The organism is Paenibacillus sp. BAC0078 (assembly GCF_054483875.1).
In genome coordinates, this window is sequence record NZ_JBTLRW010000001.1 from 129,864 (window position 1) to 146,125 (window position 16,262).

Consider the following 16,262-nt stretch of genomic DNA (forward strand, 5'->3'; position numbering starts at 1 on the left):
GTATTAATTTGATAGAAAAAGCGCCGGCTCACGATGTTATCATGAACCCGGCGCTTTTTCTATTCGTTTCATATTCGTTCAAATGGAGTCGCTGGTTCTCTCAGCATTATAAACCGATATCTTCGGAAAAACTTGTGATGAAGAAGTTGTCAAAGAGATTCCCTATAGAGAGCGAACACTCCATAGCCAGAAAGGGGAATTATTATTAAAAATTTAGGAGCCGAAATATTGTACCCCCTATCCGAAATTCGAGCCATATATATCAGAGATTTTAAAGTTTATTATGTAATTCATAAAAGTAATTTAATTTCATTAAAGAATTTTGTTTTCATTTAAATGGATTATATTTCTTTTTATGAAAGGAGATTACTAATTGCCAGAAATAACCATTATAATCCCGACCTATGAAAAAGCTTTCTACCTAGACTTAACTTTGGCCGGTTTTGTCGGGCAAACCAAAAAAGATTTTGAAATCATTATTATTAATGATGGTAGCGAAGACCACACTGAACAGATAATCAATAAATATAGTAATTTGGATATAAAATATCTGCACCAGCACTTACAACTTGCACGGAGAGCTTATTAAGCCTCCTTACTTGCTCTGTTGCAAATAAAAATTTTATATGGGATAGGGGAGAATAAAATGATTGATTTATTACAATTACAAAAAAGAGTCTATCAGAATAAAATTGCGAAGGGATTTAATGTTACTGATATTTTTCAAGAATTTTGTTTTATTTATGGCGAATTATCAGAAGCTTGCGAAGCATATCTGAAAAAGAAGGACGATTTGGGTGAAGAATTGGCTGATGTTGCACTCTACTTAATAGGACTTTCGGAACTTCTAGGAATTAACTTGGAAGAGGAAATAATGCATAAAATGGAAAAAAACGAAAAAAGAAAATACGAAAATAAAGATGGTGTTCTTACAAAAGTAAAAGAATAATATAAAGAATTTCACACAACACGATAACTACGACAATTGGATCCTGCTCTCGCTACGGAGTTAGCCTCTCAATTTAAGACCGAATCGAAATGGGAAGGTCTTTTTAAGCTTACTTTAACCGGAGATGATCAAATTCCAATGAAAGGAATCCCTTAAGTCCATATTTACGACCGGATGAAGGTGCTCAGCCGGAATACATAAAAGAAGTCATAACGATGTTCCCACTTTAGTAGCTAAAATGCAACATGAAGCGAATTCTAATAATCCCTAGGAGCTATTAAAAGAACAGAAGATGAAGATTAAAGTATCACGGGCTAAAATCTTGGTAGAATATAGTTAAAAGAATATTTGTGATGCATTTTGTTCTTGTTGTAAGAGGACAAGAACATATATTTATTGAACCCCGTGCTGGACGCGGTTTTTTTGATTTATGAATCCATGTTCTTGTCCCAAGCAAAGGACAAGAATATGGATTCATTGCCGAAAATGGACAAGAACATGTATCTATTGCCAATTTCATGATCATCTAAACATATTGTTATGCTGATACATCGGACCTGAAATTACACAAAGTTGATTTTTTTGATAAAAGAACATGCATTATACACCTGCCAGGAGCGTCCGGCGCTGCAATGGCTGAAGCAATATCTGGGCGGCTCGACCGGTGGTGGTGGAGCAACTACCACTGCCTACGCCGATTTTGAATCGGGTATGGAAGGCTGGACAGGCTCGAATATTGTTGGCGGCCCCTGGTCAACCTCAGCCTGGAGTTCCAAGAACACACACTCCCTGCAAGTAGATATTGCGATGTCCCCGAACTCTCAGCATACCGTATCAAGATCGTCAACGCGGATTTCTCCGCCCATACCAAACTGAAGGCGACAGTGCATGGTTCAGATTGGGGCGGATACGGCTCGGGATTAGGTGTGAAATTGTTCGTCAAGCATGGGAACGCCTACACGTTCACCGACAGCGGCTGGGCAACGATAGGCAAGAGCGGAACCATTGACCTGACTTTGGACTTGAAGACAGTCAATGCCGCCGATATCAGGGAGTATGGCATTCAATTCATTGATGCCGGCAACTCCTCTGGTCTATCTGACGAACTGATTTTAAGTATCACTCTGGAGGGCTGTTCCCGGTGCGTGAAGGCGCGGAGAGCAGCCCTTCTTTGTCATGTCAGGAACATTGTCCGGCAAAGTACAATGGCCGAATTTCTGTTCTTCCGGAGAAAAGCAACAAATGTCGATGTGAAAGCAACGTCAAGCTATAGATCGAAAGAGTTGTGTATGATTAAATACATAAAGAATATAACATCTGTTCTTACACCTAATCTTCGAGTTACACGAAAGGATGAATACTATTATGAACAAACAACAACTCGGCTTGACACCACCCATGGGTTGGAATTCATGGAACACCTTTACATGGGACATTAATGAGCAGCTTATCCGGGAAGCCGCCGATACACTTGTTGCAGAGGGGTACAAGGATGCGGGATATGAGTACATTGTTATTGATGATTGCTGGAGCCTGAAAGAAAGGGACAAGGATGGCAAGCTAGTTGCCGATCCGATCAAATTCCCAAATGGGATGAAGGCGCTTGCAGATTATATTCATTCAAAGGGATTAAAATTTGGGATGTACTCTTGTGTAGGAACACATACATGTGCAGGATATCCGGGGAGCTTTGAACATGAATTTCAGGATGCGGAATTACTGGCCGAATGGGGCGTAGATTTTTTGAAGTATGATTACTGCTTCAAGCCCAGACATATATCGGGGGAACTGCTGTACAAACGAATGAGCCTGGCGCTTAAAAACTGCGGAAGAGATATTCTGTTCTCGGCATGCAATTGGGGTGAGGACAATGTATACCATTGGATTCGTGAGTCAGGCGCCCATATGTACCGGTCCACTGGGGATATTCAGGATAGCTGGGATTCCATCAAGAGTTTAGCTTTGTCACAGCTTGATAAGGCCTGCTACACAGGAGCATATTGCCATAATGATATGGATATGCTGGTTGTCGGCATGTACGGAGGCAGCAACAGCGACTTTATCGGAAGCCAAGTCGGCGGTTGTAGTGATGTGGAGTACAAGACCCATTTTTCTTTATGGAGCATGATGGGGTCTCCGCTGATGATTGGCAGTGACATCCGGAAAACCAACCAGGTCACCAGAGATATTCTGATGAACGGGGATTTGATTGCCATTAATCAGGATGTGGAAGGCCGCGGTGCTTATCGCATCAAGCCGGAACCGCAATGGTTTCATGCGGATGATGTATTTATGCTGGTGAAAGTGTTAACTGACGGAGACGTGGCTATAGGTTTCTTCAATTTGAGTGATGGTCAAAGGGAAATGTCGTTGCAGTTCTGGGATATCGGACTCCCCTATGCTTCCGGAAAATCGCTGTCGCTGCATGACTGCTGGGAGCATAAAGAAATCGGTGTATTCCGAGAAAGATATGCTCCTGTAGTTCTGGCTCATGATTGTCTGATTGTGCGGGCGAAATTGGTATAAAGGATAACATGAACATGAATAGGACATGCAGAACATGCGGAGTTCCCTTAATGACGGATGATGTGGCGATTTACCTGAAGCTTGTTACGCGAAACGCCCAAGACTTCCTGTGTATAGATTGTCTTGGCGAGAAACTGAAATGCGGGCGCAGCCCCATTGAGAAATTGATAAAATATTTCCGGGAATCCGGGAATTGTGTGCTGTTTCGCTAAGTCAGACTATTCACATTAACCCTTATAGCCTTCCTATATTGCGAAGGAGTGTACGAAGTTGCTTTTTTGAATACTTTGGAAAAATACAACGGGTCTTGATAGCCCACTGAATAGGCCAATGACTGTATAGATAACTGGGAATTCTCCAATAATTCGCAGGCGCGCCGAATCCTGAAGGCAGTTAGATAGCCGGAAATGGATATGCCGTTTTCTTCCTTGAATAACCGGAACAGATAGCTGCGCTCAATCTTCACAAATTCCACTACATCCAGAACCGATAATGAAGGCTTCCAAAAGTTGCTTTCAATGTAATATGACAATAAAAGATGCAGCCCTGCATCCGATCGCTCTCTTTCGAACGGCTCCATTCCGGCAGTCTTGACTCTATGAAACAATGGTTTGAAATCCTGCGGCGATGCCTCCAAGACCGGATGATCAGGTGCAATATGAATCATCGACAAAAGGCGTGCGGCCTCAAGTCCGTTAAATTCAATCCAATAATACTCCCACGGATCCCGTGGATCAGGATAATAATATACTTCCATATGCGGAAAAATAATGAAGCTTTCGCCTGTTTTCAAAGGAAAGGTTGTATGGCATGTCTTTAAATAGCCCCTACCGCTTACAATATAATGCAGGGCAAAAACATCGCGGACACCCGGTCCCCATTTGTGCAAATTAGGAGGTTTATAGCCGTTCCCTTTACAAATCGAACCCTCGTTGAAACCGTAACACATTGACTTCATAGGCTGTACCCATATCCTTTGCATCAAGATATTATATTTTTACACCAATGTCACGCACACTTGATCTGTGTTTCGAATACATCCCAATTATACCATTATCCGATCAGATAGCAGTTCTTAACCGTTATAAAATAACTGCAAAGTGACAGGTTGTTCGCATTTATTTGTAAACGCTATACTTAGGTTATATCCATTCTTGCAAAAATATTTTATAACCGTATCTATGGAGGAGTAAAAGAATGAAAACTGCTATTAAACACAATTCAGTTAACTATAATAATCCGATTATGCCTGGTTTTTATCCCGACCCGTCAGTATGCCGGGTCGGGGAAGACTATTATTTGGTAACATCGACATTTGCTTATTTTCCTGGTGTGCCGATTTTCCATAGCCGTGATCTTGTGAATTGGAAGCAGATTGGCAATGTACTTAACCGCCCTTCACAATTGAACTTACAGGGAGCCAGGCACTCAGGGGGGATTTTTGCCCCAACGATACGTTATCATGAGGGCAAGTTCTATATGATTACGACCAATGTAACTTATGGTGGGAATTTCGTTGTTACAGCAACCAATCCTGCCGGGCCATGGTCGGAACCCTATTTTATTCAAGGAGCGGTAGGGATTGACCCCACGATTTTCTTTGATGATGACGGAAGAACCTATTATTTAGGTACAAGGCCTAACTCAACTGGAGTACGTTATGACGGCAACTGGGAAGTATGGATTCAGGAACTGAACTTGGAGACCATGGAGTTTGCAGGGGAGAGCTATGTACTTTGGAGAGGCGCCATGACAGATGTGATTTGGCCGGAAGGGCCGCATCTGTACAAGAAAGATGGCTTCTATTATTTAATGATTGCCGAGGGAGGAACAGGGCCGAATCACGCGGTGACCGTTGCACGCAGCCAGAAGCTGACAGAAGGCTATGCCGGGAATCCGAACAACCCGATCATTACGCATCGTCATCTGGGCAAGCATTATCCGATTATTAATGTGGGGCATGCCGATTTAGTTCAGGCTGCAGACGGTCAATGGTTTATGGTGATGCTCGCTTCACGTCCTTATGGAGGTGGCTATAGTAATTTGGGGCGGGAGACGTTCCTTGCTTCAGTGATCTGGGAGGATGGATGGCCTGTAGTCAATGAGGGCCGGGGAATTCTGGAGGAGCAGGGGGTCATGGGTTTGGCACCGGTTCCGGTGGAGCCGCAATTGCGCTGCGACCATTTTGACAGTGACAATCTGGCGCTGAAATGGATGTTCTTAAGGAATCCGCAGGCGGATTTATATTCATTGACAGAACGTAAAGGATATTTGCGGCTAAAGCTAAAACCTCAAACGTTCAAGGATCAGGATAATCTCAGCTTTGTCTGTTTGCGGCAACAGCATTTTGATTATGCGGCTGCAGCAGTGATGGAGTTTGAGGCGCGGAGCATCCATGAATCGGCAGGTTTGGCTGTCATTCAAAATGAAATGTATCATATCCGGTTTGAGCGCGTGTTGCATGATGACAGGCAAGCCCTACGTGTTGTGACTTGCATCAATGGCCAGGAGACGAATGTTGCACAGGCAGATGTTGATGCTCAGCGGTTGCATTTAAAGATGGCTGCGAGAGGCCAGGAGTTGAGCTTCTACTACAGCACCGACGGAGATCAATATCATTTGGTTGCAGAACATGTGGATACGAGTAGTTTGAGTACCGAGGTGGCAGGCGGATTTGTGGGCTGCTGCATAGGAATGTATTGTACGAGTAACGGTACGGCCTCTGATAATGCGGCAGATTTTGATTGTTTTGAATATGGCGCGTATTAAACCAGCCAGAGTAAAATAAAAAGTGATGAGTTCAATGCAGCCGGAGATAACCAGCAAGCGATTGATGAGGCCGCAGCCAAGTGGCAGAAATTAGAGTGAAATGCGGCATGATAATGAATATGCTTCTAGAATAATTGTTGATAGGTAGTTGAATATTTACACTGAAAGGGTAGGCGGAAATGGTTGAATACAGAATGGCAACTCAGGACGAGCGCGAGGAATGCATAGATTTGGCTAATTATGCTTTTCGCTTGGATTTTGAAACCCTGATGCCCAAAGCGTATGACAAGAACGTAGATTCTTCAGCTATGCATAAGGTTGCAGTGGATGAGAAAGGCAGGCTGCGTGCACAGGTGGCCGTTTTTCCAGAGCCTCTGACGGTATGTGATTATACTCTGCGAACCGGCTATTTGGGTACCGTATCAGTCCATCCGCGTGCGCGTGGCGAAGGGCATATGAAGGCGCTCATGGACATGTGGCTTGAAGAACTGCGCAATACGTGTGATATGGTTGTATTATATGGTCAGCGACAGAGATATGAGTATTTCGGCTTCACGCTTGGCGGTGTAAAGTTCAAGTATTTCGTGGGAGAGGCCAATGTGCGCCATGGCTTAAGACATGTGAACGACACTGGAATATCCTTCAGCCCGTTATTCGAGATTGAAGGAGCAGATGCCTTTGCGCATAACATGAACACCTCGCGGCTTGCTTATATTGAACGTAACTTACAGCAATTGCCGCTTATTTTTAACACCCTCCATCAAAATGCACTGGGTGTCCTGGATAAAGGTAAGTTGATCGGGTATCTGATTGTAAACGAAGCAGGCGATGAAATATCTGAATTCGCGATGGGAGATGCGGACGATATTTCGCGGACTCTCAAGGCGTATAGGGGATATAGCAGAGCAGAGCGGATAACGATTTACACGCCGGAGTATGACATTTCTCTGAATACGGCTCTTGGCAGCATTGCTGACGACTATGTTATCGAGACCTCTGATATGTATCATATTCTGGATTTCGCCAATGTATTGAAGGCTTATCTGACGCTTAAGTTCAAGACGACAGGGATTGTCCAGGGGGAATTCTCCGCAGTTATGGACGGTCAGCCGGTTACTGCGCGAGCGGATGCGGGTGGCGTGACTGTCGAGCGGTCTGCTAAGCCGGGTGCAGTTGTCCTTAACAAGCAGCAGGCTCAGGCGCTTCTGCTTACACAGCACAGTCGTTATATGGGAGTTAATGCGCCCGTAGGATGGTTTCCGCTACCCATATTCTGGTACAAGATTGATAAATTCTGACTAATCCAACTATTTAGCTATACCGGATTTTGGATATAGAAAAGATACTAAGCTTCGTACACACAACTCCTTGCCTGCTACGATGAACACTGGCCCTTACACAGCCAGCGTTCTTCGTTCGCAGGCTTTTTTTGAATCATAATGGCTTTATATTTTCCCGGGGGCATGCCGGCTATTGTCCAGTGGTGACAAAGGGTATAAATAATACATAGACATATGTACAAAATACGGGTTTTGTGAAGATGTCCTTGAGAAAACCCGTAACGCCTTAGGTTTAACGATGTTTAACGATCCATATTGTTCACAGCATTACGCATCTCTTCATCTGTTAAGTGTGTGTATATCATCGTTGTTTGAATGGATGAATGTCCTAATTGATTCTTCAATCTGGGTACATCGTTATTCTCCAAGTGATACCGCGTTGCAAAGGAATGCCTTAGTGAATGTACGGTTAAGGATGGTTTCCCAAAAGCTGTTGCGTATTTTTCAATTAACTTTTCGATGGATCGGCCTGTCAAACGCCGGCTTTTTCCTTTGCGGCCTATGGGAGCTGCCATGAACAAGAAGCTTTCAAGCTTTTCAGGTGTATATCTTGATTCTCTGATCTGCAGATAACTTTCTAAGTCCAATAATGCTTGCTTGCTGAAATACACATATTGCTCTTTATTGCCTTTGCGTATAACACGTACTATAGCTTTATTCATATCTATGTCTTCCAGGTTAATCCCTGCAACCTCTGATAGTCTAAGTCCGGAACCCAAAATAAGTGAAACAATGGCTGTATCCCGTTCACGATTGAATTGATGGAAATTATAAATTCGTTTGTTTTCTTTATTCTTTTCTCCAAAATCATGCGCCACAAATTGTCTAAACGCTTCAAAATCATCTTCTCTGAGAATTTTTCCCTCGATACGGTTCGCGATGGTTTCCTGGCTTTCCTTAACCGCATTTAAATCCATTTTAGCCATCACATTCCGCTGTATATAAGGCTTCAGGTCAGTTGTCTCAGCTTTGTTCTGTAGATAATCAAATAAGGACTTTAGAGATGATAATTTACGATTTACCGTCAGTTTAGTGTTCCCCAATTGATACTCCAGGAAAGACAAAAAATTCTCAACTTCACGGACGGTTAATGACTCTAGTGCTTCCAGATTGATTTCTGTTCGACTTGTGGAAGTCAGGTTCTCCACAACAAGCCAGTCAAAAAAGATAATATAATCATGGCAATAGTTCAAAAGTGTCGTGGGAGAAAGTTTTCGTTTCTTGCTATCTATAAATTCTGTTACGAACCAAGGAAGATCGGACAGTTTCTCATCAATGCGTTGTATGTAATGTAGCTTCATCTGTTTATCCATATGTATAACAGCCTCCATGGCTATAATATATCTCATCACCAATTATTCGTCAAATTTATATTTTACGTAATTATATAATGTTTCTTTTCCTATATTGCCTTTATCCTTAATCGAGTTTGTACTGCCTCGTACAGCCAAAGTAGTCATAACAAAAACCAGTGCTGACTGTCCAAAGAATAAACAGCACTGGCTTTCACTTTATACTTGCAATGTCTTATTGATAAAAGCAACCACTTCCGAAGCATTTTGGGTAACAAAAAAATGTCCCCCGGGAAATCCTTGAATTCTACAATCTGCCTCGCTGTACAGCGTCCAATGCTCTAACTGCTTGAGATTATCAATCGTATCCTCCTGACCGAACAAGACAGAAAGATTAGATTGTACAGGGGTAATCTTATCAACAGTCAGGCGGTAATTCTCAACCATCTGCATATCGGACCTGATAATTGGCAGGAACAGCTTAAGCAGATCATCATGTTGCTGAAGTTCAAGAGAAATCCCGCCGAGACCTACAAGATAGTCCAAGAACTCGTCATCGGGAAGAAGGTGCCGACTGCCTCCTCCTGCAAGATGCAAAGGGGATCTTCCGGAAAAAAACACATGGACCGGATCCAGCTGCAGCTCATTATGTATCATTTTGACGAGCTCATAGGCAAGTATCGCTCCTAGACTATGACCAAGTACGGTAAATGGTCCCCCATTCAATTCCGGCTTCACTTGTTCCAACAGATCACGAACGGTCTCGGATACATCCGTAGATAGAGGTTCTCCGAAGCGTCTTCCCCTCCCGGATAATTCGAGCGGGCACAGCTCTATGTCAGGTCGTAAATAATGTCTCCAACTGTTGTAAGCCGACGCAAGCCCGCCTGCATAAGGGATACAAAAAAGTTTAACTGCTTGTTCTTTATTCACTTGTCGCCTCCTTTCTCTGCCACTTCGTCTTTCGAGTTACTGCATAAGTGTGGGGCTTGTTGTAGGATCTAGCGGCGCGGCCTTCTCCTCCATTCTGCTCATAAAGATTACAAATAACCAGGCCGCAATAACTCCTGTACCAAGAAAAAGCAATCCCATTAGCCACACTGGAAGCCAATGACCAATCGTAATCGCTGCTCCGCCCAGCATCGTGGCGGCTCTGCCAACCAGGCTATTGACCGCCATATATACGCTACGGCTCTCCGCAGGTGCAATATCTGCCAGATAGGTTTGTTTTACCGGATAAAACATCAATTCTCCAATCGTTGCAGGAATCATCATCGCCAATAACAGCCAGGCATTGTTGCCAATCGCAATAAAATAATAGCCTACTGCGTTTATAAGAACCCCTAATATGAGCAGCCACCGATCCTTAATAATTCTGCTTAATAAACCCACTGTCAATGAGAACAGGATTACAATAACCGCATTCTCTGAACGCAACAGCCCAAACAGCTCCACACCACCTAATGAGAACTGAAAGCGGTCCGTATTCCACAAGCTAAACTGATCCGTACTATTGGATAACCGTACACCTGTATAATTCATTACCTGGAATTCCAATGATAATGCCAATGTCGAGGCCAGAATGTAGATCATAAACAATTTGTCGTGCCAGGTAATTTTATAATCGTGATATAACTTGCGCAGGTGTACACGTTCCTTAAACTCTGTGAAGAAGGTCTCCTGTATGAAAAATTTCACGATAATAAATGAAAGCAGCGAGCCGGCAGCCGCGATAATCAATAGTTCGAACAAATGGTTCGAAAATAACACGCCTCCCAGCCCGACACCGATGGCTAAAGCCAAATTCGAGGACCAATATTCCAGACGATAAATTAGCTTCCGGTTGTCCGGTGTACTAACATCGACCACCATCGCTTGGGCCGCCGGAAGAGCAAGTCCGCTTCCAATGTTAAGCAGGATCATCAAAACAAAAGTAAGGCTTGGCCATGTTTGCCAGGGGGAATTGCAAAAAATTAACAAGAATAAGGCGACAAACCGGAGCACCTCGGATAATAGCATGATCTTTTTTCTTCCCAGTTTGTCGGCAAGCTGTCCTCCGTACAGGCTTGATACCAAACCGACTACCGTAATCACCGCTACCAGAATACCAGCAAGCGTCTCACCAAAATATTTGGCAAAATAAATCGCCATAAATGGCAGAAACATAAACGTGATGAACGATGAAAAAAATGATTCAGCAAGCCGGACCTTTATGTTCAGATGAAGTTTATTCATTGAGAAATCCTCATTTCAGGGATTATAGATGGAAATGTACGTACCGATCCATGATGTCTTCATCCATTAAGATGTCGTGTTCTTCTAACCAAGCATCCGAGAAGATCGTATCGTAATATCGTTCGCCACGGTCTGGAAGAATGATGAGCACCTTTTGACTGGGAGGTAAAGATTTGGCTAATTGGATACCTGCATGGACGGCGGATCCTGAGGACCCTCCCGCCAAGATCCCTTCTTCCAGCGCAAGCCTGCGTGTCATTTGAAATGCTTCCCGGTCTGTGACGTGAACAACCTGATCAAAAAGCTCTGGCCGCAAATTGCCAGGGACAACCGCTGCTCCAAGCCCAACCTGGAGTCTGGGTCCGGGAGGTTTCCCGAAGATAACAGACCCTTCTGCATCTACAGCCATAACCTTTATATCCGGAATGAGCTCCTTTAACCCCATACTGCAACCTGTTGACAGCCCTGCTGTTCCAACTGGAGTTACTACCCAATCCAAATCCTGGCCGAAATCCTGAAAGATTTCCCGGGCCGTTCCTAACCGGTGCGCTTCTGGATTTGCGGGATTATTATATTGATTAGGCCAGTATACATGCTCCAGCTGTTCACTCAGTGATTGGACCAGTTCAAGTCTGGCAGCCAAATAATTACCATTCTGATCCGGATGATTAACCATTCTGATCTCCGCCCCATAGGCTTGCAGAATTCTGAGATTTACACGGTTGATTTTGGGATCGACTACGGCAATCATCCGATAGCCTTTGATACGGGCAATCATGGCTAGTCCGATCGCTAAATTACCTGATGATGATTCAACGATAACCCCGCCCGGCTGTAAATCTCCACTGGCTTCAGCTTGCCGGATAATATTAAAGGCGGTTCGGTCCTTCATACTCCCCCCTGGGTTAAAGCCCTCGATTTTGACAAAAACCTGCGCACCTTCTGAAGGAGCGATTGTATGCAAAGCGACAACGGGTGTACTTCCGATCAGATCAATTACCGATGAATAGATCATATGAACAACCTGCTTTCTATGGGCTATAGTCTTGCAGCGAACGGACTTACCAGGAACCCGCAATCCACCAGATAGTCAAAATATCGGGTCAATAGGGAAGCGTCTACTTTTGGGCATAGGATGGAATTGGCTGTAAGTCTCTCCGCCGTATTCTGCATATCGTACATTTTGCCCTGTACAGGAATCTTCTGACCGGGTGTATGCGGCTCTTTCTCGGGAGCAAAATAGAATAAAAAAGGAGTCAGCGCATTGTCTTTGGATTCCCGAATGGCTTGTTCCAGCTTGTCGTTCCAATCATTAACCGGGATCAGATCGAGTACATATCCATAACTTTGAATCCATTCCAGCAATGAAAGCCAGGTTTCGGTTTCCGGATTGGTAATATGATAAATAGGCTGACAGCCATCTCCTTGCCGGGACAATAAGACGATAGATCGGGCCACAAAATCGACAGGCGTTACATTGACATACAAATCGGTGTATGGGGCAGCCCCGATCTGTATACACCCTTTTACCATGCGGAAGACAAAATCATTGATATTGCTTATTCCATTCAGACTGCTTCCCGTTACATAGGCCGACCGGAAAATAGAAACGGGAAGACCGCAAGCCCGGGCTTCAAGCAGCAGCTGCTCGGAAGCCCATTTGGATTCCGCGTAACCGGTCTGGAAGGTGCGCAAATGCCCGATGTCTTCATTCTCATAACATACCCGGGTCAGAGGCAGCTCCTGGGAATCAAACACGGCAACAGAAGACATAAAGTGTACAGGCTTCAGACGGCTGTAAGAAGCGAGCCGGATAATTTCTTTAGTACCGAGAACATTCGCGGCTCTCAGCTCGGAATAAGGATAGATCCAGTTCACCCAAGCAGCCATATGGTAAATGACCGACGTTGTGCCAGCGATATCGGCAAATTGCTCTTCGCTTATTCCCAGCCTTTCCTCATCCAAATTCCCCAGTACCGGAATAATGCGGTCTCGATGGTCCTCCGTCCAAATCAAGTAGCGCTGCATAACAGATGAGATCCGTTCCATCGCTTCCTGTGGCGTCAAAGCCCGGACAAGGCAGTAGATATTGCTTCGGGTTTCTCGAAGCAGCTCATATAGCACGTGTGACCCGATGAACCCTGTAGCACCTGTCAGGAAGATCCTGTCATCTGCAGTTTCCAAGGTCTCAAGCCTGGAAAGGCCAACAAGAGTCCGAATGCTGTCAGCCACTTGCGGATCCAGATGAATATCGTCTGGTGCGCTGGATACCGGCACCGGATGATGTACAGGTGTCTCCTGGTCTTGCAACTGCTCGCTACGCAAGCGGTTGACCTCGGCTGCAATCCCCTGTACAGTCGGGGCCATGAAAATCAGTTCCATCGAGAAATGAGACTGAAAGGTATGATTAATCTTGGATAAAAATTGTGCGGCAACAAGTGAATTTCCGCCAAGTGCAAAGAAGTTATCCTGCGGACCCGGCCGCTCCACACCGAGAATATCCTCGAAAATCCCGGCGATGATAAGTGTTGTCTGCTCCTCCTTTGTTGTCTCCGCGGGACTGCCAGCGTTATCCTCGGCTTCGTTCATTCCCGGTGGATGTTGAATCATGCCATCCCTTTCCCCTCCGAATACCGCAGACAAATCAGGTTCGATCCAGTGACGTTTTCTCTCGAACGGATACGTAGGCAGCGGAATGCGGCGGCCAGGCCCCTGATCCAGGCGCATTTCCTTCCAATTTATCGTTTGACCGCAGACCCAGTGCATTCCGCCAAGATATAGGAGCATTGACACTTCGGATTGCTCCTGATGAATCCTTTTTAACGTGCTGAATGTATAAGCGGTCTGGCCTTGTGCTGTGAACATGCGCTGCACACTCGCGCCTAGAACCTGGAGAGGCCCGACTTCGCTGAACAGGAATCTGGAGCCATGACGTTTGATTTGCTGAATTCCTGCCTCAAATTGTTCAGGGCTCTGCAAATGCCGAAGCCAATAGCTTGGATCTGAAGCTTCAGCTTCAGAAATCCAAGTGCCGGTTACAGAGGAGACAAAAGCAAGGTGCGGCGTCTGGAACTCAAGGTTATCCACTGTTCGCTTGAACGCGGTTATGCCAGGCTCCGGTTCTTCTAGGGATGAAGATGTTGCTTCGGCTGTAAGCATCAGCCTGACACGGGCGGATACCAACGCGACTGCATTCTCCAAACTGAGTATGCCGGAGACACAAGCTGCCGCGTATTCTCCTGTTCCGCAACCGATAACAGCTGCTGGCTGAATCCCCCAGGAGAGGAGAAGAGAAGCAAGAGCATATTCCATTGTAAAATTCACAGGCAGGCTGTATAAGGAGTCCAGCCGGTGCTCATGCGGTTCCTCTCTGCTTCCATCCGAAGCAATGACTGCCCTAACATCTATTCCGAGATGAGAGCTAAAGAGAACGTTACAGCGCTCCACTTCTCTTTTTACAACCGGAAAGGTCTCGAATAATTCTCTTCCAATGCCAAAGTACTCCCCACCAATACTTGGAAACATGAAGATGCTTGCATAAGGCTGAGAGGCAGCGATCGGCGATTGATGCAAAAGGGTTCCGACGCGCTTGTCTTCCGGATGCTGAAGCAGATCAATGGCTTCGTCCCTTCCAGAGCAGACAAGCAGTCTGCGGTTTGCGAACGCCTTTCTTCCGAACTGGAGCGTGTAGGCTACATCGGATAATTGTGCTGTTTCGTTTCGAGCCAGATACGATTGTAAATTTTCGGTCATCTGTTCCAATGCACCGGGTGTCTTAGCGGAAAAAGGCAGCACCTGCCAGCCTTCCTGCTCCTCCAAAGCATGCAGCGGCTGAGCTTCCTCCAGCACAAGGTGGACATTGGTTCCTCCAACGCCAAAGGAACTGACCGAAGCTCTCCGCGGCTCGTTACGGGATTCCCAGTTTACTAATGAGGTATTGATATCGAAACAGGAATCCTCCAGCCCCAGTCGGGGATTAGGCGCGGAGAAATGTAGCGTTGGCGGAATCTGGCCGTGCTTCAGGATCAGTATCGTTTTTACAAGACCTGCAATCCCTGCAGCTGTATTCAGATGGCCCACGTTGGTCTTAACCGATCCAAGCACAATTTTGCCGCCGTCCGGCTGGTCATAGCACTGCTTCAGCGCTTCAATCTCGATCATATCCCCCAGCTTGGTTCCGGTCCCGTGGGTTTCGATATAGCCGATCGTTTCCGGAGGTGTCTCTGCCATGCTGAGCGCCTCCGCAATAACTTTAGCTTGTCCTCTGGTGCTGGGGGCTGTGAAGCCAATCTTCATGCTTCCGTCGTTATTCATCGCGGATCCCTTAATGACAGCATGGATGGTATCTCCGTCCTTCAGGGCATCCTCCAGACGTTTGAGCAGCACAATCCCAACACCGTCTCCGAAAATGGTACCGCCCGAGTCTTTATCGAACGCACGGCAATGTCCGTCATCGGAATAAATATTGCCTTCTTCATAGAGATATCCGGAATGATTGGGCATGGCAATAGAGGCAGCCCCGGCAAGAGCCATGTCGCTCTCCCCGTTAAGCAAGCTTTGGCAGGCTAAATGAACATTCACCAGCGCGGTAGAGCATGCAGTCTGTACGGTCATGCTGGGACCTTGAAGATTCAGTTTGTAGGACACGCGCGTGCTCAAAAAATCCTTGTCATTAAAGAGCTTGCTCTGCATCTTCCCTAACTGTTCCAACAGATCCGGCCGGCTGAAAATATGAAATAAGAAATAGGTGCTTTCTCCAACACCGCCAAAAACACCGATCGGGCCAGGATAATCTTCTCCATGGTACCCTGCCGACTCCAGCGCTTCCCAGGCGCATTCCAGAAACAGCCGCTGCTGAGGATCCATCAAGCTGGCTTCCTTCGGGGTGAATTGAAAAAATTCTGCATCGAAAAGATCAATATCTTGTAATACCGGCTTGGCGGAAACATAATTGTCGAGCTTATAGACCGAAGAAGGAATTCCGCTCTTCTCCAGCTCCTCTTCTGTAAAAAAGGTAACCGACTCGACTCCGCTTCGGAGATTATTCCAGAACTCCTCTATGGTTCCAGCGCCGGGAAACCGGATGGACATCCCCACAACCGCAATGGCATTATCCTGCTCTGTCTCGTAATTCATCTGAATCTCTCCCCT

At 45.5% G+C, this 16,262-nt stretch carries 11 protein-coding genes and 1 pseudogene; 6 read left to right on the top strand and 6 right to left on the bottom strand.

Translation table 11 applies throughout. The annotated features are described in order from the left end of the window. The first annotated feature begins 373 nt into the window (after positions 1 to 373). From ACX1DY_RS00585 to ACX1DY_RS00600, 4 genes and pseudogenes are all read left to right on the top strand, one after another. The gene (locus tag ACX1DY_RS00585; protein WP_458962265.1) at positions 374 to 589 is read left to right on the top strand and encodes a glycosyltransferase family 2 protein; all 216 of its coding nucleotides are present in this window, start codon (positions 374 to 376) and stop codon (positions 587 to 589) included. A gap of 57 nt (positions 590 to 646) precedes the next feature. Beyond that, complete coding sequence (locus ACX1DY_RS00590) at positions 647 to 949, top strand: MazG-like family protein (RefSeq protein WP_209445749.1); 303 nt, start codon at positions 647 to 649, stop codon at positions 947 to 949. 711 nt (positions 950 to 1,660) lie between these two features. Next, a pseudogene (locus tag ACX1DY_RS00595) lies at positions 1,661 to 2,388 on the top strand (hypothetical protein). Next, on the top strand, positions 2,315 to 3,475 hold the full coding sequence (locus ACX1DY_RS00600) for a glycoside hydrolase family 27 protein (RefSeq protein ID WP_458962266.1): 1,161 nt from the start codon (positions 2,315 to 2,317) through the stop codon (positions 3,473 to 3,475). The pseudogene ACX1DY_RS00595 and the gene ACX1DY_RS00600 overlap by 74 nt, the downstream one beginning before the upstream one ends. A 208-nt stretch (positions 3,476 to 3,683) precedes the next feature. Here the strand turns inward: ACX1DY_RS00600 and ACX1DY_RS00605 are convergent, their stop codons facing one another. Continuing rightward, positions 3,684 to 4,457, bottom strand: a complete 774-nt coding sequence (locus tag ACX1DY_RS00605; protein ID WP_458962806.1) for a helix-turn-helix domain-containing protein — start codon at positions 4,455 to 4,457, stop codon at positions 3,684 to 3,686. 215 nt (positions 4,458 to 4,672) lie between these two features. Between ACX1DY_RS00605 and ACX1DY_RS00610 the strand changes: the two genes are divergently transcribed. Both ACX1DY_RS00610 and ACX1DY_RS00615 read left to right on the top strand, forming a co-directional pair. Further along, on the top strand, positions 4,673 to 6,244 hold the full coding sequence (locus ACX1DY_RS00610) for a glycoside hydrolase family 43 protein (RefSeq protein WP_458962267.1): 1,572 nt from the start codon (positions 4,673 to 4,675) through the stop codon (positions 6,242 to 6,244). A 179-nt stretch (positions 6,245 to 6,423) separates the two neighbouring features. Beyond that, complete coding sequence (locus ACX1DY_RS00615) at positions 6,424 to 7,542, top strand: GNAT family N-acetyltransferase (RefSeq protein ID WP_458962268.1); 1,119 nt, start codon at positions 6,424 to 6,426, stop codon at positions 7,540 to 7,542. A 284-nt stretch (positions 7,543 to 7,826) separates the two neighbouring features. On the opposite strand, the gene xerS is transcribed toward ACX1DY_RS00615, so the two are convergent. The 5 genes from xerS to ACX1DY_RS00640 form a co-directional block, all read right to left on the bottom strand. Further along, on the bottom strand, positions 7,827 to 8,897 hold the full coding sequence (gene xerS / locus ACX1DY_RS00620) for a tyrosine recombinase XerS (protein WP_458962269.1): 1,071 nt from the start codon (positions 8,895 to 8,897) through the stop codon (positions 7,827 to 7,829). Between the two features lie 198 nt (positions 8,898 to 9,095). Next, positions 9,096 to 9,809, bottom strand: coding sequence for a thioesterase II family protein (locus ACX1DY_RS00625; protein WP_458962270.1), 714 nt, complete (start codon positions 9,807 to 9,809; stop codon positions 9,096 to 9,098). A gap of 36 nt (positions 9,810 to 9,845) precedes the next feature. Continuing rightward, positions 9,846 to 11,111 carry an MDR family MFS transporter gene (locus ACX1DY_RS00630; protein ID WP_458962271.1) on the bottom strand — a complete coding sequence of 422 codons (1,266 nt, stop codon included), beginning with the start codon at positions 11,109 to 11,111 and terminating at the stop codon, positions 9,846 to 9,848. Positions 11,112 to 11,133: 22 nt separating this feature from the next. After that, positions 11,134 to 12,126 carry a 2,3-diaminopropionate biosynthesis protein SbnA gene (gene sbnA / locus ACX1DY_RS00635; protein ID WP_458962272.1) on the bottom strand — a complete coding sequence of 331 codons (993 nt, stop codon included), beginning with the start codon at positions 12,124 to 12,126 and terminating at the stop codon, positions 11,134 to 11,136. 23 nt (positions 12,127 to 12,149) lie between these two features. Next, entirely contained in the window at positions 12,150 to 16,247 is a 4,098-nt protein-coding gene (locus ACX1DY_RS00640) for a thioester reductase domain-containing protein (protein WP_458962273.1), read from the bottom strand. Between the last annotated feature and the right edge of the window lie 15 nt (positions 16,248 to 16,262).